This window comes from Streptomyces sp. NPDC058000 (genome assembly GCF_042886435.1).
GTDB lineage: Bacteria > Actinomycetota > Actinomycetes > Streptomycetales > Streptomycetaceae > Streptomyces.
The window spans coordinates 1-25975 of the sequence record NZ_JBHVQS010000078.1 but is presented as its reverse complement, the minus strand read 5'-3'; the positions used below and the strand labels follow the sequence as shown (position 1 = coordinate 25975).

The following is a 25975-nucleotide window of genomic DNA, read 5'->3' as shown; positions in this document are numbered from 1 at the left end:
GGGCTGTACGGCGGGGCGGGGGCTGTGGCGGGAGGTGTGGGGGGCCCCCCGCCCGTTGGGCGGGGGCGCCCCTTCGTCGTTGCCTGCGTCCTGCCCGGCGCCGTGCCGGATCGGGGCCGGGCGGCCGGTCAGCTTCCGGTGCCGGGGGCCTCCGGGCCGTCGCCGTCGGTGCGGCCGCCGTCCGGGCCGTCTTCCGGATCGCCCGCGCCCTCGGTTTCCGGGCCGCCGGGCGTCTTCGGGGGCCCGGTGTCCTCCGGCGGCCGGGGCTCGCGCGGCTCCTTGGGGGTGGCACGGGGGTGCCGGGTGCGGCCGCTGGCGGTGTCGCGGAGGTACGAGCCGTCCCGGCCGTCGGCGAGGCCGCCCTCGGTCGCCACTCCGGGGCCGGCCTGCGGGTCGCGGTGGCGCAGGTAGCGCTCGAACTCGCGGGCGATGGCCTCGCCGGACGCCTCCGGGAGCTCGGCGGTGTCCCGGGCCTCCTCCAGCGACTGGACGTACTCGGCGACCTCGCTGTCCTCGGCGGCGAGTTGGTCCACGCCCAGCTGCCAGGCGCGGGCGTCCTCGGTCAGCTCGCCGAGCGGGATCCGCAGGTCGAGCAGGTCCTCCAGGCGGTTGAGGAGGGCGAGGGTGGCCTTGGGGTTGGGCGGCTGGGAGACGTAGTGCGGCACCGCGGCCCACAGGCTGACCGCCGGGACGCCGGCGTGCGTGCACGCCTCCTGGAGGATGCCGACGATGCCCGTCGGGCCCTCGTAACGGGACTCCTCCAGGTCCAGCCGGCGTGCCACGTCCGCGTCGGAGGTGACCCCGCTGACCGGGACCGGCCGGGTGTGCGGGGTGTCGCCCAGCAGGGAGCCCAGCACCACCACCATCTCGACGCCCAATTCGTGGGCGAAGCCGAGGAGTTCGTTGCAGAACGAGCGCCAGCGCATGCTCGGCTCGATGCCGCGGACCAGGACCAGGTCGCGGGGGTGGCCCTTGCCGTCCGCGTCGCTGATCCGGACGACGGAGAGCCGCGTCGTGGGCCAGGTGACCCTGCGGACGCCGTTCTCCAGGAAGACCGTCGGGCGATTGACCTGGAAGTCGTAGTAGTCCTCCGCGTCGAGCGCGGCGAAGACCTCGCCCTTCCATTCCCGATCCAGGTGCGCGACCGCGGCGGAGGCGGCATCGCCGGCGTCGTTCCACCCCTCGAACGCGGCCACCATGACCGGGTCGATCAGCTCGGGCACCCCCTCCAGCTCGATCACCCAGCCCCTCCTTCCGGCCGGCCCGGCCGCCTGGGGCGGCCGCCGGCTGCAGTTCCGTTGCGTGCGCTCCCAAGACTACGGCTTCTGTGGTGCCGATCCGCAGCCCCTTTGCGAGCGCGTGTACGGATAGATCCGATCTGTAGTCGAAGAAAGGGGGGCTTGGCTGGTCAACGACCCTGGTGTTGCTGGTGGATTCGGGTACGGGGTCTGGACGCGGTCTTCGGGGCGGGGCTATACATCGGAGGACCGGGAAAGGTCCGATGTTCTCCCGCGACTGTTCTCCCGCGACATCCGCGCGCTATGACATCCCAGGGAGCGTGCCCATGGCCGTAACCGACACTGTCACCGGGCTGGAGGTCCACGACGTCCGCTTCCCCACCTCCGACCAGCTGCACGGTTCGGACGCGATGAACCCCGACCCCGACTATTCCGCCGCCTACGTCGTCCTGCGCACCGCCGACGGGCCGGACGGACACGGCTTCTGCTTCACCATCGGGCGCGGCAACGATGTCATGGCTGCCGCGATCCTGGCCCTGGCCCCGTACGTCGTCGGCCGCCCCGCCCCGGTCACCGCCGACCGGCTCGGCGCGCTCCACCGCGACCTCACCCACGACTCCCAGCTGCGCTGGCTCGGCCCCGAGAAGGGCGTGGCGCAGATGGCCGCCGGGGCGGTGGTCAACGCCGCCTGGGACCTCGCCGCGCGCCGCGCCGGCCTCCCGGTCTGGGCGTTCCTGGCCGGGCTGACGCCCGAAGAACTGGTCGGGCTGGTCGACTTCCGCTACCTCTCCGACGCGCTGACGCCCGCCGAGGCGCTGGCCCTGCTGCGTGCCGCCGAGCCCGGCCGGGCCGGGCGCGCCGCCCGCCTCAAGGCCGAGGGCTACCCCGCCTACGCCACCTCGCCCGGCTGGCTCGGCCACGACGACGTCACCCTGGTCCGGCTCGCCAAGGCGGCGGTGGCCGACGGCTTCGACCAGATCAAGCTGAAGGTGGGCGCCGACCTCGACGACGACCTGCGGCGGCTGCGGCTGGCCCGGGACGCGGTCGGGCCCGGCGTACGGATCGCGGTCGACGCCAACCAGCGCTGGGACGTGGCCGAGGCGGTCCGCTGGATGACCGCGCTGGCGCCCTACGCCCCGCACTGGATCGAGGAGCCGACCAGCCCGGACGACGTCCTGGGGCACGCCGCGGTGCGCTCCGGACAGCCGGTCAAGGTCGCCACCGGCGAACACGTCGCCAACCGCGTGGTGTTCAAACAGCTGCTCCAGGCCGGCGCGGTCGACTTCGTACAGATCGACGCGGCCCGGGTGGCCGGGGTCAACGACAACCTCGCGATCCTGCTGATGGCCGCGAAGTACGGGGTGCCGGTGTGCCCGCACGCCGGTGGGGTGGGGCTGTGCGAGCTGGTGCAGCACCTGGCGATGTTCGACTACGTGGCGGTGTCCGGGAGTTGGGAGGACCGGGTGATCGAGTACGTGGACCACCTGCACGAGCACTTCACCGATCCGGTCGTCGTCGAGCGCGGCCGCTACCGCGCGCCGGACGCGCCCGGTTTTTCCGCCCGGATGGACCCGGCGTCGCTGGCCGAGTACCGGTTCCCCGACGGGCCGGTGTGGCGGGCCCGCGGACCGCGCCGGGCAGCGGGGGTGCCGGCATGAGCGGGCGCACCGGAGCGGACGACTTCGCGGGCCTGGCGGCCCTCGTCACCGGCGGTGGCTCGGGCATCGGGGCGGCCACCGCGGCCCTGCTGCTGGCCCGCGGCGCCCGGGTCGCCGTCCTGGACCGCGACCCGTCGGGGGCGCCCGCCGGGGCGGTCCGGATCGCCGCCGACGTCACCGACGACACCGGCGTCCGGACCGCGGTCGCGGCGGCGGTGGCGGAACTGGGCGCCCTGCACACCCTCGTCGGCAACGCCGGGACCGGCGCCGTCGGCAGCGTCGAGGACAACGACGACGCGGAGTGGGAGCACGTCCTGGACGTCAACGTCCTGGGGCTGGTGCGCACCGCCCGGGCCGCGCTGCCGCACCTGCGGCGGGCCGCGGTCGGCGCGCCCGGCGCGGTCTCCATCACCCACACCTGCTCCATCGCCGCCACCGCCGGTCTGCCGCAGCGGGCGCTGTACAGCGCGAGCAAGGGGGCGGTGCTCGCGCTGACCCTGGCGATGGCCACCGACCACCTCCGGGACGGCATCCGGGTCAACTGCGTCAACCCCGGCACCGCGGACACCCCGTGGGTCGCCCGGCTGCTGGACCGGGCCGCCGACCCGGCCGCCGAACGGGCCGCGCTCAACGCCCGCCAGCCCATGGGCCGGATGGTCACGGCGGAGGAGGTCGCCGCCGCCATCGTCCACTTGGCGTCCCCGGGGGCCTCCGGCATCACCGGCACCGCGCTGGCCGTGGACGGAGGGATGCAGGGGCTGCGGCCCCGCTCGGCCGACTGAGCCGCCGCACCGGGGGCCGGGGCGACCGGCGTCCGGCAGGCCCCCGCTCCTCCCTACGGGTGCTCTCCACTACGGCCACTCTCCACTCGGCCGCCAACCACGGCCGCCACGCGTTACGACCGCTACCCGTTGCGACCGCCGCCCGTCACGACCGAGGGAACACCACGACCGAGGGAACACCGACCCGACGCGAGGGACCACCCATGAGACTGCGTACCCGCACCACCGGCGCGGCGGCCGGAGCCGCGGTGCTCGCGCTGGCCACCCTGGCTGCGCTGACCGGCTGCAACCGCGGCAGCGACGCCGCGGGCCGGATCGGCATCGACGTGCCCCGCACCGACACCGACTTCTGGAACTCCTACCAGCAGTACCTGGAGGCGGACCTGTCCCACGGCGGCCCGTCCGCGCTCCCGTTGGCCAACTCGCAGAACGACATCGCCAAGGTCGTCTCCGACGTCCAGGCGCTGACCAGCCAGGGCGCCCGGGCGATCGTGATGGCCCCGCAGGACACCGGCGCCATCACCGCCGAACTCCGGCGCCTGGCCGACAAGAAGATCCCGGTCGTCAGCGTCGACACCCGCCCCGACGACGGCCCGGTCTACATGGTCGTCCGGGCCGACAACCGCGCCTACGGGGAGCGGTCCTGCGAGTTCCTCGGCAAGCGGCTCGGCGGCCACGGCCGGGTCGCCGAACTCCAGGGCGACCTCAGCTCGATCAACGGGCGGGACCGCTCGGAGGCGTTCGCGGCCTGTATGAAGCGGAAGTTCCCCGGGATCACCGTCCACGAACTGGCCACGGACTGGAAGGGCGAGGTCGCCTCCGCCAAGCTCCAGAGCCTGCTGGCCCAGCACAAGGACCTCGACGGCGTCTACCTCCAGGCCGGCGGCGCCTTCCTCCAGCCGGTGCTGGCCCTGTTGCAGCAGCGCGGACTGCTCGAACCCGCCGGGACACCGGGCCACCTCACGCTCATCTCCAACGACGGCATCCCCGACGAACTGGCCGCCATCCGGGCCGGCACCCTGGACGCCACCCTCTCCCAGCCCGCCGACCTCTACGCCAAGTACGCCCTGTACTACGCCCGGGCGGCGCTCGCCGGGAAGACCTTCCGGCCCGGGCCGACCGACCACGGCTCGACCATCGTGAAGATCAAGAACGGGTGGGAGGACCAACTGCCCGCGCCCCTGGTCACCAAGGACAACGTCAACGACCCGCAGCTGTGGGCCAATCAGCTGGCGAAGGGGAAGTGATGGCCGCCCCCGGCGGCGGCCCGGCGGCCGAACGGCCCGCGGCGGTGCACGCCGAGGGCATCGTCAAGCGCTACGGGCCCACCCTCGCCCTCGACGGGGTCCACCTGACCGTCCGGCCCGGAGAGGCGCACGCCCTGGTCGGCCGCAACGGCGCCGGCAAGTCGACCCTGGTGGCGGTGCTGACCGGGATGGCCCGGCCGGACGCCGGGCGGGTCACCTTCGGCGGGGCGCCCGCGCCCGGCCGGGGCGACCCCGCCGCCTGGCAGCGCCGGGTCGCCTGCGTCCACCAGCGGCCGATGACCGTGCCCGGACTGACGGTGGCCGAGAACCTCTTCCTCAACCGCTTCCCCGGCGGTCCCGCCATCCGCTGGCGGGCGCTGCGCACCCGGGCCCGGGACCTGCTCGCCGGCTACGGCGTGGACGTCGATCCGGCCGCCCGCCTCGGGGAACTGGGCGTCGAACAGCGCCAGTTCGTGGAGATCGCCCGCGCCCTGACGCACGGCGCCCGGCTGATCATCCTGGACGAGCCCACCGCCCGGCTGGACGCGGCCGGTATCGCCCGGCTCTTCACCAAACTGCGGGAACTGCGCGCCCAGGGAGTGGCGTTCCTGTTCATCTCCCACCACCTCCAGGAGGTCCATGCGCTCTGTGACACCGTTACAGTCCTCCGGGACGCCCGGTGGGTGCTGACCGCCCCGGTCGCCGAGCTGACCGAGGACGCGCTGGTGGCGGCGATGGCGGGGGAGGAGACCGGGCGCCGGCGCCCCGCCCGCGCCGGTGCGCCGCCGCTCCCGCCCGCCGCGCACCCCGCCGGCGAACCGCTGCTGCGGGCCGAAGGACTGGCCCTGCAAGGGCACTTCGGCCCGCTCGACCTGACCGTACGGGCCGGCGAGGTGGTCGGCCTGGCCGGCGCCGCCGCCGGCGGAACCACCGCGTTCGCCGAGGCGCTGGCGGGACTGCGCACCCCGGACGCCGGGCGGATCACCGTCCGCGGCCGGCCGGTCCGCCCCGGAAGCGTGCCGCACGCCCTGGACGCCGGCATCGGCTACGTCCCCGAGGACCGGCACCGCGAGGGACTGGTCCCCGGCCGCAGCGTCGCCGAGAACGCCACCCTGGCCGTCACCGGGCAGCTGGGCCCGCTGGGGACCGTCCTGCCCGCCCGGACCCGGGAGTTCGCCCGGCGGATGATCGCGGCACTGGACATCAAGACCACCGGGCCCGGCCAGCCGGTCGCCGGGCTCTCCGGCGGCAACCAGCAGAAGGTGGTGGTCGCCCGCGCGCTGGCCCGCGACCCCGCCGTCCTGGTCGCCGTCCGCCCCACCAACGGCGTGGACGTCCGGTCCAAGGAGGCCCTGCTCGGCGTCGTACGGCAGGTCGCGGACGGTGGCCGAGGCGCCCTGATCGTCTCCGACGAGCTGGCCGACCTGCGGGTCTGCGACCGGGTCGTGGCGGTCTTCCGCGGCCGGACCCGGGCCGAGTTCCCCCGCGGCTGGCGCGAGGCGGACCTGGTGGCCGCCATGGAGGGCGTCACCTCCGGCACCTCCGTCACCGCGGGCCCGCCCACCGCACCGGACACCCCCACGACGGAAGGGACCGCGCCATGACCGAGACCACGGCACCACCGGGCGCCGAGGCGCCACCGGCCGCCCCGGTGCGCCGCCCCCGGCTCGCACCGGGCCGCTGGCGGGACTTCTCCCTCGTCCCGGTGATCCTGCTCCTCGGCGTCATCGGCTTCATCGTCTCGCCCGCCTTCCTCACCGAGGACAACCTCATCGGCGTCGTCCAACAGTCCACCGAACTCGGCCTGTTGGTGCTCGGTGAGGCGCTGGTCCTGATCAGCGGGCGGATGGACCTGTCGCTGGAGTCGACCATCGGACTGGCGCCGGTGGTCGCCCTGTGGCTGGTCCTGCCCGCGCACGGCACCCGCTTCGCCGGGCTGGGGCTGCTGCCCTCCTGGACGGCGGTCCCGCTCTGCCTGGCCGTGGGCGCGATCATCGGCGCCGCCAACGGCTTCCTCATCCTCCGGCTCCGGGTCAACGGCTTCATCGCCACCCTCGGCATGCTCACCATGCTGCGCGGCCTGCACGTCGGCCTCTCCGAGGGCCGCTCCATCGGCGACGTCCCGGACTCCTTCGCCTACCTGGGCCAGGCCACCTGGCTGGGCGTCCCGGCCGCCGTCTGGATCTGCCTGGCCCTCTTCGCCCTCGGCGGCGCGGCGCTCGGCTACCTCCGGCACGGCCGGGCGCTCTACGCGATCGGCGGCAACCCGGAGGCGGCCCGGGCCGCCGGCATCCGCACCGACCGGGTCACCTGGATCGTCCTGGTCCTCGCCGGGGTCCTCGCGGCCTTCGCCGGCATCCTCTACACCGGCCACTACGGCGCGGTCTCCGCCAGCCAGGGCAGCGGTTGGATCTTCCAAGTATTCGCCGCGGCGGTGATCGGCGGCATCAGCCTCAAGGGCGGCCGCGGCACCCTCTTCGGGGCGCTCACCGGCGTCCTCACCCTCCAACTCGTCATCAACGTGATGACCCTGGGCGGCGTGCCACCGCTGTGGACGCAGTTCCTCAACGGCGCGATCATCCTCCTCGCGCTGATCGTCTCCCGCTTCACCAGCGGCGAGAAGCAGGACTGAAGGGACCGCCGCCATGAGCCGACCGCCCCACGGGCCACGGGAACTGGGCCGCAGCGGCGTCACCGTCCCACCGCTGGGCCTGGGCTGCGCCCCGCTCGGCAACCTCTACCGCGCCGTCCCCGAGGAGCGCGCCCGAGCCGTCGTCCGCACCGCCCTGGCCACCGGCGCCCGCTACCTCGACACCGCCCCGCACTACGGCGTCGGCCTCTCCGAGGAGCGCCTCGGCCGGGCGCTGCGCGGCCTCGACCGCACCGGCTACGTGCTGTCCACCAAGGTCGGCCGCCGGCTCCGCCCGCTGGCCCCCGGCGAGCAGCCGTCCGGCGAGGGCTTCGTGGCCACCCCCGCCCGGGCCCGGGTCCGCGACCTCACCCGCGACGGCATCCGGGCCACCCTGGAGGCGTCCCTGGCCCGGCTCGGCGTGGCCGCGGTGGACATCGTCTACCTCCACGACGTCGAGCACCACCTCCCCGAGGTCTACGCCACGGGCTACCCGGCGCTGGCCGAGCTCCGCGCCGAGGGGCGGGTCCGAGCCATCGGCTTCGGCATGAACCACAGCGGTGTGCTGGCCCGGCTGGTCGCCGACCTGGACGTCGACGTGGTGCTCTGCGCCGGCCGCTGGACACTGTTGGAACGGACCGCCGTCGACGACCTGCTGCCGGTGTGCGCCCGGCGCGGCACGTCGGTGGTGGTCGGCGGGGTCTACAACTCCGGTCTGCTGGCCGATCCGTCCCCCGGCGCCCCGTACGACTACGCGCCCGCGCCGCCCGCCGTGCTCGCCCGGGCCCGTCAACTGGCCGCCGTCTGCGCCGAGTTCGACGTCCCCCTCAAGGCGGCCGCGCTCCGCTTCCCGTTCGGACACCCGGCCGTCGCCGCGGCCGTGGTCGGCGCCGCCTCGCCCGAAGAGGCCGCCGAGAACGCCGCCCTCTTCCACCACCCCGTCCCGGACGACCTCTGGCCCGCCCTCGTCGCCCGCGGCCTGCTCGACCCCGACCTGCCGCTGCCGCTGGACGCCTGACCCCCGCCCGCCGACCCGACCAGCGGAGCCGCCCCGATGCGCATCGACGCCCACCACCACCTGTGGGACCTCACCCGCCGCGACCAGCCCTGGATGGACGGGCCCTGGGCCGACCCGATCCGCCGCGGCTACGCCCCGGCCGACCTCGCCCCGCACCTCGCGGCGCACCGCATCGCCGGTACCGTCCTGGTCCAGTCCTCGGCCTCGTACCGGGAGACCGTCGAACTCCTCGCCGTCGCCGCCGGGGACGGGCCGGTGCGCGGCGTCGTCGGCTGGGCCGACCTCACCGCCGCCGGCCTGCCGGACGCGCTCGCCGCCCTGCCCGCCGGACTCGTCGGCCTCCGCCACCAGGTCCAGGACGAACCCGACCCCGACTGGCTCGCCCGCCCCGCCGTCCGGCGCGGCCTGCGTACCCTGGCCGGCCGCGGACTCGTCTACGACCTGCTGGTCACCCCGCGCGAACTGCCCGCCGCCCAGGCCGCCGTCCGGGCCCTGCCGGAGCTGTCCTTCGTCCTGGACCACGCCGCCAAACCGGCGGTCGCCCACGGCGGTTGGCAGCCCTGGGCGGACGCGCTCACCGCGCTCGCCGCCCTCCCCAACGTCACCTGCAAGCTCTCCGGCCTGGTCACCGAGGCCGACTGGTCCGCCTGGCGGCCGCCGCAGATCCTGCCCTACGCCCGGCACGTCCTGGACGTCTTCGGCCCCGACCGGGTGATGTTCGGCTCCGACTGGCCGGTCTGCACCCTGGCAGCGCGCTACGGGGAGGTCGTCGCCCTCGCCGAAGCCGCCACCGACCACCTCACCCCGCCCGAACGTGCGGCGGTCTTCGGCGGCACGGCCACACGGGTCTACGACCTCGCCACACGGCCCGCGTCGGGCCCGGACTAGGCGTCCGGATTCCGCCAGCGCCGCCCGTCGCGGTGCCGGAGGATCGAGCCATACCGCGGAGGAAGCACCCGGAAGCGCAGAAACCCTTCCAGATGCCCTCAACACGGTACGTACGGTTCGAAGATGAAGATGAGACAAAGGTGATGACGATGACGACGGCCATGGCGTCCGCAACCCCCGTGCCCGGCACCCGCCCGCTGACCGGCAAGGCGGCCCTGGTGACCGGCGGCAGCCGGGGTATCGGCGCGGCGATCGCGGCGCGGCTGGCGGCCGACGGGGCGGCGGTGGCGCTGACCTACCAGCACCGGGACGACCTGGCCGCCCAGGTCGTCCAGCAGATCGAGCGGACCGGCGGACGGGCCTGGGCGATCCGGGCCGACGGCGCGGACCCGGACGCGGTACGGGCCTCGGTGGCCGCCGCGGCCGACCGGTTCGGGCGGCTGGACATCCTCGTCAACAACGCGGGCGCGGGCGTCATGGGCCCCTTCGAGGGGATCTCGCTCGACGACGTGGACCGGGTGCTGGCGATCAACGTCCGGGCCCCGTTCCTGGCCGCCCAGGCCGCGGCCGCCCACCTCTCCGAGGGCGGCCGGATCATCTCCATCGGCAGCTGCATGGCCGAACGGGTGGCCTTCCCCGGCAGTTCCCTCTACACCGCCAGCAAGGCCGCGCTGGGCGGCCTGACCAAGGCGCTGGCCCGGGAACTCGGCCCGCGCGGCATCACCGTCAACCTCGTCCACCCGGGTCCCATCGACACCGACATGAACCCGGCGGACGGCGAGAACGCCGCATTCCAGGCCCAGTTGACCTCGCTCGGCAGCTACGGGCAGCCGGCGGACGTGGCGGCGACGGTGGCCCACCTGGCGGGCGACGGCGGCCGGTACATCACCGGTGCCGCGCTCGCGGTCGACGGCGGCTTCGCGGTCTGACCACCGGCCGCGGGCGCCCTCACAGTGACGCCCGCAGCCACTGCTCCACACTGGCGATGTGCACCGTCGCCCACGCCCGCGCCGCCTCGGCGTCCCCGTCGCGCAGCGCGCCGAGGATCGCCCGGTGCTCGGTGAGGGTGCGGGCGACCGCGTCCTTCTGGGTCAGCCCGCGCCAGATCCTGGCGCGGGTGGTCGGCCCGGACAGGCCGTCCAGCAGCGAGCAGAGCACGGAGTTCCCCGACGCGGCGACGATCCGGCGGTGGAACTCCAGGTCGCCGGCGACCAGGTCCTCCACCGCCGGCGCGGGGCCCAACGCGTCCAACTGGGCCTGGAGCGCGTCCAGTTCGGCCGGGGGGAGCCGGCCGGCCGCCATGCCGGTGGCGGCCGGCTCCAGGATCCGGCGGACGGCGAGGAACTCCAACACCGTGTCGTCGCGGTGGAAGTCCACCACGAAGCTCATCGCTTCCAGCAGGAGCTGCGGGTCCAGGCTGGTGACGTAGGTGCCGTCGCCCTGGCGGACGTCGAGGATCCGGATCAGTGACAGCGCCCGCACCGCCTCCCGCAGGGAATTGCGCGACAGCCCCAGTTCGGCGGCGAGTTCGCTCTCCTTGGGCAGCCGGTCACCCGGCCGCAGCGCACCGGAGACGATCATCCCCTTGATCTTCTCGATGGCCTCGTCGGTGACCGCCATGGCCGCCCTCCCGGTCCGGACCCGCCCGGACGCCGCGGGCACCGCCCCCAGACATCCGATGTCTGGGGGCATTATGACCCGCGGGCCCGCTCAGCGCCCCTCCCCGCCCGCCCCGGCCTCGCCCGCCGGGGCCTCCCACAGCGTGCTGGGCGCCTCGCGGCGGACCACCGGGGCGATCTCCTCGGCGAACCGCTGGAGGGTCTCCACCTGTTCGCCGTGCTCCAGACCGAAGCCGTCGACGGTGATCGACTGGAGGTCGTGCCCGTACACCGCGTGGTAGCCGAGGATCTTGTCGATGATCTGCTGCGGCGAACCGATCAGCTGCGGACCGTCCGCGATGGCGTCCTCGATGGTGCGGAACGGGGTGTTGTAGCCGGCCTTGCCCGCCAGGTGCGGTCGGAAGGTCTGGGCGACCTTCGCCTCGTAGAGGTCCTTGTAGCGGGCGATCGCCTCCCGTTCGGTGTCGGCGATCAGCAGGCCGCCGGAGCCGGCGGCCACCCGGGCCCGCGCCGGATCGTGGCCGTACGCGGCGAACCGCTCGCGGTAGTGCGCGATCAACTCGGCGTAGGCGGCCCGCGGTTGGATGGCGTTGGCGGTGAACAGCGGATCACCGTGCTTCGCGGCGAGTTCGGGGGAGTTGCGGCTGGTGGCCGAGCCGTGCCAGATCCGCGGCGGACCGCCGTACGGGCGCGGCACGGTCGTCACGTCCTTCAACGGCGGCCGGAACTCGCCCGCCCAGTCGACGTTCTCCTCGCTCCACAGCCGGCGCAGCAGCTCGTACTTCTCGGCCTGGAGGTCCCACTGCCGCTCCTCGTCGAGCCCGAACAGGTCGAAGTGCCCGGCCTCCGCGCCCTTGCCGACGACGAGTTCGAGCCGGCCGCGGGCGAGCTGGGTGAGGGTCGCGTAGTCCTCGGCGACCCGCACCGGGTCGAGGATCGCCACGACGGTCACTCCGGTCAGCAACCGGATCCGGGACGTCCGGGCGGCCAGCGCCCCCAGCACCACCGACGGACTGGAGGAGAGGAACGGCCCGGCGTGCCGCTCACCGACGGCGTACGCGTCGAAGCCGAGCCGCTCGGCCGCCACGGCCGTCTCGACGACCTCCGCGAACCGGTCGGCGGGGGAGGGGAGATGACCGGTCAGCGGGTGCGGGGCATGGCCGATCAGGGAGAGCACGGAGAATTTCATGGGGTCCTTCCGGCGTGGAGTTCCGCCCGAGCGGGTGGGCGCACTGCCGGCCTCCGACGGTCGCCCCTCTCACTGTGCGCGCCGGACGTTGCCGCGGTGTGTCAGTCGCATGGCAGGGGTACGGGAATGACCGCGGCGCGCGCCCCGTTCGGGGACGCGCGCCGTGATGTGCTCCGGAAAGGCGAGTGGGGCGGCCCCCCGGCCGCCCCACCACCGTTCACCGACCGGCCTACTGGCCGTGCGTCAGCGCTCCAGCATGCCCTTGACCCGGGCGCGCACGTCCTCGTTGTCCAGACCGCGGATGGTCAGCGTGGTCCGGCGGCGCAGCACGTCGTCGACGGTCTCGGCCCACTCGTAGTCCCGGGCGTAGGCGACCTGCGCCCAGATCTCCGGCGCGTCCGGGTGGATCCGCTCGGCCAGCGCCGGGTCCTCGTTCGCCAGCCGGGCGATGTCGAAGGAGAGCGAACCGTAGTGGGTGGCGAGGTGCCGCGCGGTGTCGCCGGCCATCCGCGGGCCGGGGGTGCCGCCGTCGATCAGCAGGCGGTGGGCGACCGCGTTGGGGTTGGCGATACCGGGCAGCGGGAGCTTCTTCGGCAGCTGCGAGATCGGCTCCATGTCCTCGGCCAGCGGGTGGCCGGGCAGCGCGGCGAGCTTGTTCATCACCGTACGACCGATGTGCCGGAAGGTCGTCCACTTGCCGCCGGCCACCGACAGCATCCCGCCGCGGCCCTCGGTGACCACCGTCTCGCGCTTGGCCTTGGAGGTGTCGCCGGGGCCGCCGGGCAGCACCCGCAGACCGGCGAACGAGTAGGTGATCAGGTCGCGGGAGAGCTGCTGGTCGCGGACGGAGAAGGCGGCCTCGTCCAGGATCTGGGCGGTGTCCTTCTCGTTGACCGCGACGTCCGCCGGGTCGCCCTCGTACTCCTCGTCGGTGGTACCGAGCAGCAGCATGTCCTCCCAGGGGAGGGCGAAGGTGATGCGGTACTTGTCGATCGGGGTGGCCAGCGCGGCCTTCCAGGGGGAGGTGCGCTTGAGGACCAGGTGCGCGCCCTTGGACAGCCGGATGGAGGGGGCCGCGTTGGGGTCCTCCATCTTGCGCAGGTGGTCGACCCACGGGCCGGTGGCGTTGAGCACCAGGCGGGCGTTGACGCCGAACTCGCTGCCGTCCAGGCGGTCCTTGAGCTCCGCGCCGGTCACCCGGCCCTGGGTGAAGCGCATGCCGGTGACCTCGGAGTGGTTGAGGACCGTGGCGCCGGCGGCGACCGCCGCGCGGACGGTCATCAGCGCCATCCGGGAGTCGTTCATCTGGTCGTCGCCGTACACGGCCACGGCCTTGAGGTTCTCGGTGCGCAGCTCCGGGACGTCGCGCTGGGCCTTGGCCGGGCTTATGACGTGGCCGACGCCGTCGCCGAACGCGGAGAGCGCGGAGTAGGCGAAGACGCCCGCGCCGAGCTTGGCGGCGCCGTGCGGGCCGCCCTTGTAGACCGGCAGGTAGAAGGTGAGCGGGTTGGCGAGGTGCGGGGCCACCTGGCGGGAGACCGCGCGCCGCTCGAAGTGGTTCTCCGCGACCAGCTTGACCGCACCGGTCTGCAGGTAGCGCAGACCGCCGTGCAGCAGCTTGGAGGACGCGGAGGAGGTGGCGCCGGCGAAGTCACCGGCGTCCACCAGGGCAACCCGCAGTCCGGCCTGCGCGGCATGCCAGGCGGTGGAAATGCCCAGGATGCCGCCGCCGATCACCAGGAGGTCGTACGTCGCCTTGGACAGCTGCTCCCGGGTTTCGGCGCGGCTCGGGGTGGAACCGGCGGCCGGGTGCGTCCCGAGGGCCGGGACGCTCTGCAGGGTGCTCATGTTGTGCTCCTCGTCAGCTCTCGTCGTCGAGCCAGCCCATGGTCCGCTCAACGGCCTTGAGCCAGTTCTTGTACTCGCGGTCACGGGTGGCCGCTTCCATGCGGGGGGTCCATTCGGCGGCCCGGCGCCAGTTGGCGCGCAGTTCGTCGGTGCTGGACCAGAAGCCGACGGCCAGTCCGGCCGCGTAGGCAGCGCCGAGGCAGGTGGTCTCGGCGACCATCGGGCGCACCACGGGCGCGTCCAGGAAGTCCGAGATGGTCTGCATCAGCAGGTTGTTGGAGGTCATACCGCCGTCGACCTTGAGCGCGGTCAGCTCGACGCCGGAGTCCTTGGTCATGGCGTCGGTGATCTCGCGGGTCTGCCAGGCGGTGGCCTCAAGCACGGCACGGGCGATGTGCGCCTTGGTGACGTACCGGGTCAGGCCGGCGATGACGCCGCGGGCGTCCGAGCGCCAGTAGGGGGCGAAGAGACCGGAGAAGGCCGGCACGAAGTACGCGCCGCCGTTGTCCTCGACGGTGCTGGCCAGCGTCTCGATCTCGGCCGCGCTGTTGATGAGCCCCATCTGGTCGCGCATCCACTGGACGAGCGAGCCGGTGACGGCGATGGAGCCTTCCAGCGCGTAGACCGGCTGCTGGTCGCCGATGCGGTAACCGACCGTGGTGAGCAGCCCGTTGTACGAGTTGACCGGCTCGTGGCCGGTGTTCATCAGCATGAAGGTGCCGGTGCCGTACGTGGACTTGGCCTCGCCCTCGGCGAAACAGGTCTGGCCGAAGAGCGCGGCCTGCTGGTCGCCGAGCGCCGAGGCGACCGGGACGCCTTCGAGCACACCGGCGGCGGTGGTGCCGTAGACCTCGGCGGAGGAGCGGATCTCCGGCAGCAGGGCCGCCGGGATGTCCATCGACGTGAGGATCTTCTCGTCCCACTGCAGGGTGTGCAGGTTCATCAGGAGGGTGCGCGAGGCGTTGGTGACGTCGGTGACGTGCCGGCCGCCGTCGACCCCGCCGGTGAGGTTCCAGATGACCCAGGAGTCCATGGTGCCGAAGAGGATCTCGCCGCGCTCGGCGCGCTCGCGCAGGCCCTCGACGTTGTCCAGCAGCCAGCGGATCTTCGGGCCGGCGAAGTAGGAGGCCAGCGGCAGGCCGGTCTCCCGGCGGAAGCGGTCCTGGCCGACGTTGCGGCCCAGCTCCTTGCAGAGCCCGTCGGTGCGGGTGTCCTGCCAGACGATGGCGTTGTGGACCGGCTCACCGGTGTTCTTGTCCCAGAGGACGGTGGTCTCGCGCTGGTTGGTGATGCCGATCGCCTTGACATCGGCCGAGGTGAAGCCGGGGTTGCTCTGCGCGGCCTTGTCGATGGCGCCCTCGACGACCTGCTGGACGTTGGTCCAGATCTCGGTCGCATCGTGTTCGACCCAGCCCGGCTTGGGGAAGATCTGCTCGTGTTCCTTCTGGTCGACCGAGACGATCCGGCCGTCCCGGTCGAAGACGATGCAGCGGCTGGACGTGGTGCCCTGGTCGATCGCCGCGATGAACGGGCCGTGGCCGTGCGAGGAGGTGCTGGGGGTGTCGCTCATGGTGTGCTCCAGGATGTGGTGCGGGCGGAGGGGCGGACGGGGCGGCTCAGGCGAACGCCAACTGGTAGATGCCCCCGGCGATGGCTCCGCCGATCAGCGGGCCGACGACCGGGATCCACGCGTAGCCCCAGTCGGACCCCCCCTTGTTCGGCAACGGCAGCAGCGCGTGCACGACGCGCGGGCCGAGGTCGCGGACCGGGTTGATGGCGTACCCGGTCGGACCGCCCAGGGACAGGCCGATACCGGTGACGACCAAGGCGACCAGCAGTGTGCCGATCGCGCCCACGCCCTTGCCGTTGTCGCTCAGCCCGAGGGTGAGGATCGCCAGCACGAGCACGATGGTGGCGATGATCTCGGTGACGAGGTTCTGCACCACGTTCCGGATCTCCGGGCCGGTGGAGAAGATGCCCAGCACCGGGCCGGCCTTCGGAGCGGCGGCCGGGTCGACCATGCCCTCCTCGCCGTTGTGGCCGGCCAGCACCTCCGGGTCGGTCAGGTGCGCCCGGAACTGTCCGTAGTACGTGAGCCACACCAGAACCGCACCGATCATGGCGCCGAGGAACTCACCGGCGAAGTACACCGGCACCTGGCTCCACTCGATGCCGCCCTTGATCGCGAGGCCGATGGTGACGGCCGGATTGAGGTGTGCGCCGGACTTGGCGGCGATGTAGGCACCCGTGAGGACGGCGAAGCCCCACCCGAAGGCGATGGCGACCCATCCGGCGTTGAACGCCTTGGAGCGCTTGAAGGTGACGGCGGCGCACACGCCACCGCCCATCAAGATCAGAACAGCGGTACCGATGGTCTCGCTGATGAAGATGTCGGAGCTGGACACCCGCGACTCCTTTGTCCTTCGTCCAGGGGAAGGCGAACCCCGGGTCCCTCCGGTGGTCCGCGCCCTCCGAGAGGGCGTTGGTCGGCCCGCGGCAGTCCACACCATAACGCTTATTGCCGTCAGGTGTTCGGCAATGCCGACCGACGAACGGCAGTTTTATTTACCTCCCAGACCTCGTCAAGGGTTCTATGGCGAAAAACTTAGGTGAACATTTAGGGCATAGCGGGTCAGAATCGCCCTGCTCCCAGGTCACGGGAGACCGCACGTGCGCAATCCCTCACCGCAGCGACGATTTCCGGCCGCAGCTCACCGTCCCGGCAGACCCGTTCCACGGCCCCGGTGACCCCCACCGCACCCACCGGCATCCGCCGCCGGTCGTGGATCGGCGCGGCGATCGAGGCCACGCCCTCCCAGGTCTCCTCCACGTCCGCGGCCCAGCCGCGCGCCCGCGTCAGGTCCAGCACCGTCTCGAAGTCCGTCAGGTCGGTCGTGGTCCGCGGCGTGAACGCTTCCCGCTCGACCTCCAGGGCCTCGCTGTGCGCCACCGGGTCGTAGGCCGACAGCACCTTCCCCAGCGCCGTGCTGTGCAGCGGCTGCATCGCGCCGACCTCCAGCACCTGCCGGCTGTCGTCGGGGCGGAAGACGTGGTGCACGATCAGTACCCCCTGCTGGTGCAGGACGCCCAGGTAGACGCTCTCCCCGCTGGAGCGGGCCAGGTCGTCGGTCCACACCAGGGCGCGGGCCCGCAGCTCGTGGACGTCCAGGTAGCTGTTGCCGAGCCGTAGCAGCTCGGCGCCGAGCTGGTAGCGGCCCGAGGTCTGGTCCTGCTCCACGAAGCCCTCCTGCTGGAGCGTGCGCAGGATCCCGTGGGCGGTGCCCTTGGCCAGCCCCAGGGAGGAGGAGATGTCGGAGAGGCCCAGTCGTCGTTCTCCCCCCGCGAGCAGCCGCAGCATCGCGGCTGCTCGCTCCAGCGACTGGATCGTGCGTGCCATCGGGCGACCTCCGAAATATCTGGTTCGACAATGCTGAACGATATCGGCCCATGCCGACCGTCGGGAGAGGGCCGGGCCATCGACGATCATGGATAACGGACGGAGCCGCGCTCGGGAACCGCTGTCCACGCCGTGGAATGGGGAACACTCGTTCCGGCCCGGAAGCTACGCTGGCCGGGTGCGCCCTCTTCAGGGAGGGGTGCAAAGCCGACAGCCGTCGCAACCACGGGAGCATCACCATGGCCTCGAATACGCCCTCGTCCATCAGCTCGTCCCGCGTCTCCTCGTTCCGTGAAGCGCTCGCTTCGCGGGTCGTGGTGGCCGATGGCGCGATGGGCACGATGCTCCAGGCGCAGGATCCGACGTTGGAGGACTTCCAGCAGTTGGAGGGCTGCAACGAGATCCTCAACCTCACTCGACCCGACATCGTGCGGTCGGTGCATGAGGAGTACTTCGCTGTGGGTGTGGACTGTGTGGAGACCAATACCTTCGGTGCGAATTTCGCTGCACTGGCCGAGTACGACATCGCGGATCGGGTCCATGAGCTGTCGCAGGCCGGTGCGGCGATCGCTCGCGAGGTCGCCGACGAGTTCACCGCCTCCACGGGGCAGCAGCGCTACGTCCTGGGTTCGATGGGTCCGGGCACCAGGCTGCCCACGCTCGGGCACGTTGATTACGCCACGTTGCGGGACGCCTATCAGAGCAATGCCGAGGGCATGATCGCCGGCGGTGCGGATGCGTTGCTGGTGGAGACCACCCAGGACCTGCTGCAGACCAAGGCCGCCGTGCTGGGTGCCCGCCGGGCCCTCGCGGTCACGGGTACGGACCTGCCGATCATCTGCTCGGTGACGGTGGAGACCACCGGGACGATGCTGCTGGGTTCGGAGATCGGGGCGGCGCTGACGGCGCTGGAGCCGTTGGGCATCGACATGATCGGCCTGAACTGTGCCACCGGCCCGGCCGAGATGAGCGAGCACCTGCGCTACCTGGCCCGCCACTCCCGCATCCCGCTGTCGTGCATGCCCAACGCCGGCCTGCCGGTCCTGGGCAAGAACGGTGCGCACTACCCGCTGACCGCCTCCGAGCTGGCCGATGCGCAGGAGACGTTCGTCAGTGAGTACGGGCTGTCGTTGGTGGGTGGTTGCTGTGGGACCACGCCTGAGCACCTGCGGCAGGTCGTCGAGCGGGTCCGAGGCGTTGCCCCCACCGTCCGTGACGTCCGTCCCGAGCCCGGCGCGGCCTCCCTCTACCAGACCGTCCCGTTCCGCCAGGACACCTCCTACCTGGCGATCGGCGAGCGGACCAATGCCAACGGGTCGAAGAAGTTCCGTGAGGCGATGCTGGAGGGCCGCTGGGACGACTGTGTGGAGATGGCCCGCGACCAGATCCGCGAGGGTGCCCACCTGCTCGACCTGTGTGTGGACTATGTGGGTCGCGACGGGGTCGCGGACATGGCGGAGTTGGCGGGCCGGTTCGCCACTGCCTCCACGTTGCCGATCGTCTTGGACTCCACCGAGCTGGAGGTCATCGAGGCGGGGCTGGAGAAGCTCGGTGGCCGTGCGGTGATCAATTCCGTCAACTATGAGGACGGTGACGGCCCGGACTCGCGTTTTGTGAAGGTGACGCGGCTGGCGGCCGAGCATGGTGCGGCGTTGATCGCGTTGACCATCGATGAGGAGGGGCAGGCGCGCACCGCCGAGAAGAAGGTGGAGATCGCCGAGCGGCTGATCGCGGACCTGACCGGCAACTGGGGGGTGCGGGAGTCCGACATCCTCATCGACTGCCTGACGTTCACGATCTGCACCGGTCAGGAGGAGTCGCGCAAGGACGGGATCGCCACCATCGAGGGCATCCGGGAACTGAAGCGGCGTCATCCGGACGTTCAGACGACGTTGGGGCTGTCGAACATCTCCTTCGGTTTGAATCCGGCCGCGCGCATCGTGTTGAACTCGGTGTTCCTGGACGAGTGCGTCAAGGCCGGCCTGGACTCGGCGATCGTGCACGCCTCGAAGATCTTGCCGATCGCGCGCTTCGACGAGGAGCAGGTCACCGTGGCGCGGGACCTGGTCTTCGACCGGCGCAGTGAGGGCTATGACCCGCTGCAGAGGTTGATGGAGCTGTTCGAGGGTGCCACCGCGAAGTCGCTGAAGGCGGGCAAGGCCGAGGAGTTGGCGGCGCTGCCGTTGGAGGAACGGCTCAAGCGGCGCATCATCGACGGTGAGAAGAACGGCCTGGAGGCCGACCTCCAGACCGCGCTTGCCGAGCGTCCGGCCTTGCAGATCGTCAACGAGACGTTGCTGGACGGCATGAAGGTGGTCGGCGAGCTGTTCGGCTCCGGTCAGATGCAGTTGCCGTTCGTGCTGCAGTCCGCTGAGGTCATGAAGACCGCGGTGGCCTATCTGGAGCCGCACATGGAGAAGTCCGACGACGAGGGCAAGGGCACGATCGTGCTGGCCACCGTCCGCGGTGACGTCCATGACATCGGCAAGAACCTCGTCGACATCATCTTGTCCAACAACGGCTACAACGTCGTCAACCTGGGCATCAAGCAGCCCGTCTCCGCGATCCTGGAGGCTGCCGAGGAGCATCGGGCCGATGTCATCGGCATGTCCGGACTCCTGGTCAAGTCCACCGTGATCATGAAGGAGAACCTGGAGGAGCTCAACCAGCGCAAGATGGCGGCCGACTACCCCGTCATCCTCGGCGGCGCCGCCCTGACCCGCGCCTACGTCGAGCAGGACCTCCACGAGATCTACGAGGGCGAAGTCCGCTACGCCCGCGACGCGTTCGAGGGCCTGCGGCTGATGGACGCGCTCATCGCCGTCAAGCGCGGCGTGCCGGGGGCGGCGCTGCCGGAGCTGAAGCAGCGTCGGGTGCCGCAGCGAGCCGTGCAGGCCGCCGAGCCGGAGCCGGAGCAGGGCGCGGTCCGCTCCGACGTCGCCGTCGACAACCCGGTGCCGACCCCGCCGTTCTGGGGCACCCGGGTCATCAAGGGCATCCAGCTCGCCGACTACGCCTCCTGGCTCGACGAGGGCGCCTTGTTCAAGGGCCAGTGGGGGCTCAAGCAGGCCCGCACCGGCGAGGGTCCCACCTACGAGGAGCTGGTGGAGAGCGAGGGCCGGCCGCGGCTGCGGGGCTGGCTGGAGAGGCTCCAGACCGAGAACCTGCTGGAGGCGGCCGTCGTCTACGGCTACTTCCCGTGCGTGTCCAAGGGTGACGACCTGATCCTGCTGGGCGAGGACGGCACCGAACGCACCCGCTTCACCTTCCCCCGGCAACGCCGCGGCCGCCGCCTGTGCCTGGCCGACTTCTTCCGCCCCGAGGAGTCCGGCGAAACCGACGTCGTCGGCCTCCAGGTCGTCACCGTCGGCTCGAAGATCGGCGAAGCCACCGCCGAGCTCTTCGAAGCCAACTCCTACCGCGACTACCTCGAACTGCACGGCCTGTCCGTCCAGTTGGCCGAGGCGCTGGCCGAGTACTGGCACGCCCGGGTCCGCGGCGAGCTGGGCTTCGCCGGGGAGGACCCCGCCGACGTCGAGGACATGTTCGCGCTGAAGTACCGCGGCGCGCGCTTCTCCCTCGGCTACGGCGCCTGCCCGGACCTGGAGGACCGTGCCAAGATCGCCGACCTCCTCCGGCCCGAGCGGATCGGCGTCCAACTCTCCGAAGAGTTCCAACTCCACCCGGAGCAGTCCACCGACGCCATCGTCATCCACCACCCGGAGGCCAAGTACTTCAACGCGCGGTAGCGCGGTGGCCGGTCGGGGTCCGGGGGCCGCTCCCGGGACCCCGACCGGTGACGCGCCGTAGCGCTGGGTGCCCGGCGAGCGCCCGGGAAGCGGATCCTCCGCACTCACCGGGCGTTCCGCCGGGCACCGTCGTACACTTGTCGGTCCGGTAGTGGCCGGTCGTTTCCCCCGCCGGGGGAGGCGGCCGGCCCTTTCGTCCCTCCGGGGACGTCCCAACGGAGGTGGATGGATGACCAGCAGCATCCCCGCAGTCGGCACCCGCACGGCCGATGCCGCGACCCTCCAGGCCGTGTTCCTCGATCTGGACGGCACGCTCGTCGACACCGAGGGCTTCTGGTGGGAGGCCGAGGCAGAGGTCTTCGCCGGGCTCGGCCACACCCTCGACGAGTGCCACCGGGAGGTCGTGGTCGGCGGTCCGATGTCCCGCAGCGCCGGCTACCTGCTTCGGGCGACCGGCGCCGACATCGGCCTGGCGGAGCTGAGCACCCTGCTCAACGAGGCGTTCGCGGCCCGGATCAGCCGCGGAGTCCCGCTGATGCCGGGCGCCCGCCGACTGCTGTCCGAGCTGGCCGCCCACGAGGTGCCCACCGCGCTGGTCTCCGCCTCGCACCGGACCGTCATCGAGCAGGTGCTGCACTCCCTCGGCCCGGAGAACTTCGAGCTCACCATCGCCGGCGACGATCTGATGCGGACCAAGCCGCACCCGGACCCGTATCTGACCGCCGCCATGCGGCTGGGCGTCGACCCGGCCCGGTGCGCCGTCGTCGAGGACACCCTGACCGGGGTGCGGGCGGGGGAGGCGGCCGGCTGCCAGGTGGTCGCGGTGCCGTCCGTGACGCCCATTCCGCCCGCTCCGGGGCGGACCGTGGTGCGCTCCCTCGAAGAAGTCGATCTCCCTTTTCTGCGGGCGCTCATCACGGAAAGCCAGGGAACCGTGCACTGAGCGTACTGCGCGGAATGCTCCGGAACTCACGGCAGCGAACCGCTTATTTTCCGTGACGAATACCCGGGGGAATTCACGCGGCGGCCCGACCGCTAGGATGCGTGACGTTTCTCACGCGCCGGGCCGTCGACAGAGGGCCCGGCCGATGTTCCAGGGGGTCTCACCGGTGGTTTCTACGGGGGCAAGTGTCCGGATTGATGGGGCAACGTGCGATACGTTCCACCGTCCGGTTATCGATCACCGAGTCTCCGTTATCCGACCGCCATATCGATGTAACTTCCTTGCGTCGATGACCCGCTGGCGGTGCCTACTAATCTCGACGCGAGCAACACCTCTGCGCTGATAAGGAACCTGCCGACGATGAATCGCAAGACCTTGGTGCTGCCGGCGCTGGCCGGTCTCCTCGCCCCGGCTCTCGCTGCTTGCGGCAACACCGACGGCGCGGGCTCGAGCGGCTCGCCGATCGTCGTCGGCGTCGCCTCGCAGATCGAGGCCACCAAGGCGGCCCCCGCGCCGCTCGATCCGGCGCAGGCGTACGACGTCGACGCCTGGAACGTGTTGCGCAGCACCTTCCAGACGCTGATGCGACTGCCGCGGACCGGCACCGCCGTGGTGCCCGAAGCCGCCGAGTCGTGCGGCTTCCGGGACACCCAGAACGAGCAGTACCGATGTACGTTGCGCAGCGGCCTGAAGTTCTCGAACGGCCATGCGCTGACGGCACAGGACGTGAAGTTCTCCATCGACCGGCTGCGGACCATCAACTACACCAACGGTCCGGTGTCGCTGCTCGACGACATCGACCGGGTCGAGACGCCCAGCGACAGTGAGGTGGTCTTCCACCTCACCAAGCCGGACGCCACCTTCCCGCAGAAGCTCGCCACCCCCGCCGCGGCCATCGTCGACAGCCAGGTGTACCCGAACAACAGCCTCTACAAGGGCTGGGAGACCGTCGGTTCGGGCCCGTACGAGCTCAAGACCGAGCACAGCGGCGACCGCCTCACCAAGGCCGTCTTCACCAAGAACCCCGAGTACAAGGGCGGGCTTCAGGTGAAGAACGACAAGGTCGAGATGCGGTTCTTCGACGACTCGGCGGACATGGAGGCGGCGCTCCGCAAGGGCGATATCGACGTGCTGAGCCGCGGTCTGAAGCCCGACCAGGTCAAGAGTCTGCAGAACTCCGGCGACAAGCACCTCATGCTCCAGGAGATGCCCGGCCAGGAGATCCGCTACATCGCCTTCAACACCAAGGACCCGGCCGTCTCCAACAAGGCCGTCCGGCAGGCGATGGCGCAGGTCGTCAACCGCTCCCAGCTGGTGCGCGACGTCTACGCGTACACCGGTGACCCGCTCTACTCGCTCGTCCCCAGCGGTCTCAACGGGCACATCAACGCCTTCTTCAACAAGTACGGCGACCCCAATGTCGCCGCCGCCCGGCAGACCCTCCAGCAGGCGAACATCACCACCCCGGTGAAGTTCACCCTGACCTACAGCAAGTACCACTACGGCCCCAACACGGCCAAGGAGTTCGCCGCCCTCCAGCAGCAGCTCAACAGCACCAAGCTGTTCGACGTCAGCATCAAGGGCATCGACCGCTGGCAGCAGTTCCGCACCGATGAGTCGAAGGGCAAGTACGCCGCGTTCGGCATGGGGTGGTTCGCCGACATTCCGGATGCGGACAACTACATCGCGCCGTTCGTGGGCAAGGGGAACTTCCTCAACTCCCCGTACCGCAACGACACGATCGAGACGCAGCTGATCCCCACCACCCGCCAGCAGACCGACCGCAACGCCGCCGGGGCCGGCTTCAAGCAGGCCCAGGACATCCTCGCCGAGGACGTCCCGTACCTCCCGCTGTGGCAGGGCAAGCAGTACGTCGCCGCCCGCGACAACATCACCGGCGTCGAATGGGCCCTCAACTCCTCCTCGGCGCTGCAGATCTGGGAGCTGGGCCGCGGCGTCTCCAGCTGACCGCCGCCCGCTCCGCACCGTCCCCGCCGCGGCCCCCCGCCGCGGCCCGACCGGCACCACCAGAACGTGAGGAACCACCGAGTGAAGCGTGACCAGTGGCTGGCCGCCCCGATCCGAGCGGGGCTGGCGACAGCCCTGCTCGCGGTCGCCGGGTGCGGCACGGACACTTCGGAGTCGTCCGGCCACGGCGAACCCGTCGTCATGGGCATGACCGACAAGGTCGTGGCCACCGACCCAGCCTCGGGCTATGACCCCGGCTCCTGGCTGCTGTTCAACAACGTCTTCCAGTCGCTGCTCAGCTTCCCCAAGGGCGGGACGACCCCGGAGCCGGAGGCCGCCGAGAGCTGCGGCTTCACCGGTTCCGACAGCAAGGTCTACCGCTGCACCCTCAAGGACGGCCTGACCTTCAGCAACGGGGACCAGCTCACGTCACAGGACGTCAAGTTCTCCTTCGACCGCATCCGGCGCATCAAGGACACGAACGGCCCCGCCGTGATGTTCGCCGCCCTGGACAACGTCGAGACCCCGGACGCCCGGACCGTGGTCTTCCACCTCAAGACGCCCGACGCCACCTTCCCCATGAAGATCGCCTCGGGCGCCGGCTCCATCGTCGACCACACCGCCTACCCCGCCGACCGGCTGCGCACCGACGGCAAGGCGGTCGGCTCCGGCGTCTACGCCCTCGACTCCTACGGCCCCCAACAGGCCAAGTTCTCCGTCAACACGTCCTACAAGGGCCCCGCCAAGGCCAGGAACTCCGGGATGACCCTGAAGTTCTTCGGCAACCGCGACCAGCTCAAGAAGGCCGTCCAGAGCGGCAGCGTCGACGTCGCCTACCGCGGCCTGGCCATGAAGGACATCGCCGCACTGGACCGCGCCTCGCTGCACCAGCAGCACGGCACCCAGGTCGTCGAGGGCGGCAGCGCCGAGGTCATGCACCTGGTCTTCAACCTCAAGGACCCGGTCGCCGGCAAACTCGGCGTCCGCAAGGCCGTCGCCTACCTCCTGGACCGCTCCACCCTCGTCCGGGACGTCTACCAGCGCACCGCCGAACCGCTCTACTCGGTCGTCCCGGCCGGCATCACCGGACACAACACCGCCTTCTTCAGCACCTACGGGGACCGCCCGGCGCCCGACAAGGCCACCGCCGCGCTGCGCGACGCCGGCGTCCAGGGCAAGGTCCCGCTCACCCTGTGGGCCACCCCCGACCGGTTCGGCCCCGGCACCGTCGCCGCCGTCCAGGAAATCGCCGCCCAACTCAACGCCAGCGGCCTGTTCGACGCCAAGGTCCGCAGCGTGCCCACCAAGGACTACGACGAGGGCATAGCCGCCGGCCGGTTCGGCGTCTACGTCAAGGGCTGGATCCCCGACTACCCGGATCCGGACAACTTCACCCAGCCGTTCTTCGGCAAGGACAGCGTGCTGGCCAACCACTACAGCTCGCCGGAGATCACCGGCCGGCTGCTGCCCGAGACGGCCGACCAGCCCAACCGCGGCGCCACCAAGGCCGCCTTCCGCGAGCTCCAGGACATCGTCGCCAAGGACCTGCCGGTCATCCCGCTCTGGCAGGGCAAGCAGTACGCGGTCGCCCGCCAGGGCGTCTCCGGCCTGGAATGGACCCTGGACTCCACGACCGTCTTCCGCTTCTGGGAGATCAGCAAGTCGGCCGACGCCTGAGCCGGCCCGGCGGCACGCCGGAACACCACCACGGCGGCGGGGACGGCGTCCGGGCTCTCCAGCGGGGCGAGTTCGGCCACCCAGACGCCGTCCGGCCAGTGCCCGGCGGACTGCTCGGCGCGGCC

Annotated in this window: 19 protein-coding genes; 12 read left to right on the top strand and 7 right to left on the bottom strand. The window is 71.7% G+C overall.

The genetic code is table 11. The annotated features are described in order from the left end of the window. Positions 1-128: 128 nt before the first annotated feature. Entirely contained in the window at positions 129-1241 is a 1113-nt protein-coding gene (locus tag ACFVT2_RS39170) for a PAC2 family protein (RefSeq protein ID WP_390026137.1), read from the bottom strand. Between the two features lie 323 nt (positions 1242-1564). On the opposite strand from ACFVT2_RS39170, the gene ACFVT2_RS39165 reads away from it, so the two are divergent. The 8 genes from ACFVT2_RS39165 (at position 1565) to ACFVT2_RS39130 (ending at position 10389) form a co-directional block, all read left to right on the top strand. Next, positions 1565-2896 carry an enolase C-terminal domain-like protein gene (locus ACFVT2_RS39165; protein WP_390026136.1) on the top strand — a complete coding sequence of 444 codons (1332 nt, stop codon included), beginning with the start codon at positions 1565-1567 and terminating at the stop codon, positions 2894-2896. After that, entirely contained in the window at positions 2893-3678 is a 786-nt protein-coding gene (locus ACFVT2_RS39160; RefSeq protein WP_390026134.1) for an SDR family NAD(P)-dependent oxidoreductase, read from the top strand. The genes ACFVT2_RS39165 and ACFVT2_RS39160 overlap by 4 nt, the downstream gene beginning before the upstream one ends. Before the next feature lie 203 nt (positions 3679-3881). Beyond that, complete coding sequence (locus ACFVT2_RS39155) at positions 3882-4925, top strand: sugar ABC transporter substrate-binding protein (protein ID WP_390026131.1); 1044 nt, start codon at positions 3882-3884, stop codon at positions 4923-4925. Further along, positions 4925-6529: a sugar ABC transporter ATP-binding protein gene (locus ACFVT2_RS39150; RefSeq protein WP_390026129.1), complete on the top strand. Its 1605-nt coding sequence runs from the start codon at positions 4925-4927 to the stop codon at positions 6527-6529. Before ACFVT2_RS39155 ends, ACFVT2_RS39150 begins: the two co-directional genes overlap by 1 nt. Further along, the gene (locus tag ACFVT2_RS39145) at positions 6526-7557 is read left to right on the top strand and encodes an ABC transporter permease (RefSeq protein WP_390026126.1); all 1032 of its coding nucleotides are present in this window, start codon (positions 6526-6528) and stop codon (positions 7555-7557) included. The genes ACFVT2_RS39150 and ACFVT2_RS39145 overlap by 4 nt, the downstream gene beginning before the upstream one ends. 13 nt (positions 7558-7570) lie before the next feature. Continuing rightward, positions 7571-8572, top strand: a complete 1002-nt coding sequence (locus ACFVT2_RS39140) for an aldo/keto reductase (protein ID WP_390026124.1) — start codon at positions 7571-7573, stop codon at positions 8570-8572. 36 nt (positions 8573-8608) lie between these two features. Continuing rightward, positions 8609-9460, top strand: a complete 852-nt coding sequence (locus tag ACFVT2_RS39135) for an amidohydrolase family protein (RefSeq protein ID WP_390026122.1) — start codon at positions 8609-8611, stop codon at positions 9458-9460. Positions 9461-9603: 143 nt separating this feature from the next. After that, positions 9604-10389 (top strand): SDR family NAD(P)-dependent oxidoreductase, encoded by a 786-nt coding sequence (locus ACFVT2_RS39130; protein WP_390026120.1) that lies wholly within the window; start codon positions 9604-9606, stop codon positions 10387-10389. 19 nt (positions 10390-10408) lie between these two features. Here the strand turns inward: ACFVT2_RS39130 and ACFVT2_RS39125 are convergent, their stop codons facing one another. From ACFVT2_RS39125 to ACFVT2_RS39100, 6 genes are all read right to left on the bottom strand, one after another. Continuing rightward, complete coding sequence (locus tag ACFVT2_RS39125) at positions 10409-11080, bottom strand: FadR/GntR family transcriptional regulator (RefSeq protein ID WP_390026118.1); 672 nt, start codon at positions 11078-11080, stop codon at positions 10409-10411. A 90-nt stretch (positions 11081-11170) separates the two neighbouring features. Further along, the gene (locus ACFVT2_RS39120) at positions 11171-12268 is read right to left on the bottom strand and encodes an LLM class flavin-dependent oxidoreductase (protein ID WP_390026115.1); all 1098 of its coding nucleotides are present in this window, start codon (positions 12266-12268) and stop codon (positions 11171-11173) included. A gap of 243 nt (positions 12269-12511) precedes the next feature. Further along, positions 12512-14116, bottom strand: a complete 1605-nt coding sequence (locus ACFVT2_RS39115) for an FAD-dependent oxidoreductase (protein ID WP_390026113.1) — start codon at positions 14114-14116, stop codon at positions 12512-12514. A gap of 13 nt (positions 14117-14129) precedes the next feature. Continuing rightward, positions 14130-15686, bottom strand: a complete 1557-nt coding sequence (gene glpK / locus ACFVT2_RS39110; RefSeq protein WP_390026111.1) for a glycerol kinase GlpK — start codon at positions 15684-15686, stop codon at positions 14130-14132. A 46-nt stretch (positions 15687-15732) separates the two neighbouring features. Beyond that, positions 15733-16521 (bottom strand): MIP/aquaporin family protein, encoded by a 789-nt coding sequence (locus ACFVT2_RS39105; RefSeq protein ID WP_390026109.1) that lies wholly within the window; start codon positions 16519-16521, stop codon positions 15733-15735. Positions 16522-16748: 227 nt separating this feature from the next. Then, a complete protein-coding gene (locus ACFVT2_RS39100; protein ID WP_390026107.1) occupies positions 16749-17513 on the bottom strand; it encodes an IclR family transcriptional regulator in 765 nt (254 codons plus the stop codon). 239 nt (positions 17514-17752) lie between these two features. Between ACFVT2_RS39100 and metH the strand changes: the two genes are divergently transcribed. From metH to ACFVT2_RS39080, 4 genes are all read left to right on the top strand, one after another. After that, complete coding sequence (metH, locus tag ACFVT2_RS39095) at positions 17753-21262, top strand: methionine synthase (protein WP_390026105.1); 3510 nt, start codon at positions 17753-17755, stop codon at positions 21260-21262. 229 nt (positions 21263-21491) lie between these two features. Continuing rightward, entirely contained in the window at positions 21492-22205 is a 714-nt protein-coding gene (locus ACFVT2_RS39090) for an HAD family hydrolase (RefSeq protein WP_390026103.1), read from the top strand. 360 nt (positions 22206-22565) lie between these two features. Next, the gene (locus tag ACFVT2_RS39085; RefSeq protein WP_390026101.1) at positions 22566-24173 is read left to right on the top strand and encodes an ABC transporter substrate-binding protein; all 1608 of its coding nucleotides are present in this window, start codon (positions 22566-22568) and stop codon (positions 24171-24173) included. 81 nt (positions 24174-24254) lie between these two features. Then, on the top strand, positions 24255-25850 hold the full coding sequence (locus tag ACFVT2_RS39080; RefSeq protein ID WP_390026099.1) for an ABC transporter substrate-binding protein: 1596 nt from the start codon (positions 24255-24257) through the stop codon (positions 25848-25850). Positions 25851-25975 lie beyond the last annotated feature (125 nt).

Coding starts and splice junctions, on each gene's coding strand:
- ACFVT2_RS39165 (WP_390026136.1), top strand. CDS start 1,565: ATGGCCGTAACCGACACTGTCACCGGGCTGGAGGTCCACGACGTCCGC.
- ACFVT2_RS39160 (WP_390026134.1), top strand. CDS start 2,893: ATGAGCGGGCGCACCGGAGCGGACGACTTCGCGGGCCTGGCGGCCCTC.
- ACFVT2_RS39155 (WP_390026131.1), top strand. CDS start 3,882: ATGAGACTGCGTACCCGCACCACCGGCGCGGCGGCCGGAGCCGCGGTG.
- ACFVT2_RS39150 (WP_390026129.1), top strand. CDS start 4,925: ATGGCCGCCCCCGGCGGCGGCCCGGCGGCCGAACGGCCCGCGGCGGTG.
- ACFVT2_RS39145 (WP_390026126.1), top strand. CDS start 6,526: ATGACCGAGACCACGGCACCACCGGGCGCCGAGGCGCCACCGGCCGCC.
- ACFVT2_RS39140 (WP_390026124.1), top strand. CDS start 7,571: ATGAGCCGACCGCCCCACGGGCCACGGGAACTGGGCCGCAGCGGCGTC.
- ACFVT2_RS39135 (WP_390026122.1), top strand. CDS start 8,609: ATGCGCATCGACGCCCACCACCACCTGTGGGACCTCACCCGCCGCGAC.
- ACFVT2_RS39130 (WP_390026120.1), top strand. CDS start 9,604: ATGACGATGACGACGGCCATGGCGTCCGCAACCCCCGTGCCCGGCACC.
- ACFVT2_RS39125 (WP_390026118.1), bottom strand. CDS start 11,080: ATGGCGGTCACCGACGAGGCCATCGAGAAGATCAAGGGGATGATCGTC.
- ACFVT2_RS39120 (WP_390026115.1), bottom strand. CDS start 12,268: ATGAAATTCTCCGTGCTCTCCCTGATCGGCCATGCCCCGCACCCGCTG.
- ACFVT2_RS39115 (WP_390026113.1), bottom strand. CDS start 14,116: ATGAGCACCCTGCAGAGCGTCCCGGCCCTCGGGACGCACCCGGCCGCC.
- glpK (WP_390026111.1), bottom strand. CDS start 15,686: ATGAGCGACACCCCCAGCACCTCCTCGCACGGCCACGGCCCGTTCATC.
- ACFVT2_RS39100 (WP_390026107.1), bottom strand. CDS start 17,513: ATGGCACGCACGATCCAGTCGCTGGAGCGAGCAGCCGCGATGCTGCGG.
- metH (WP_390026105.1), top strand. CDS start 17,753: ATGGCCTCGAATACGCCCTCGTCCATCAGCTCGTCCCGCGTCTCCTCG.
- ACFVT2_RS39090 (WP_390026103.1), top strand. CDS start 21,492: ATGACCAGCAGCATCCCCGCAGTCGGCACCCGCACGGCCGATGCCGCG.
- ACFVT2_RS39085 (WP_390026101.1), top strand. CDS start 22,566: ATGAATCGCAAGACCTTGGTGCTGCCGGCGCTGGCCGGTCTCCTCGCC.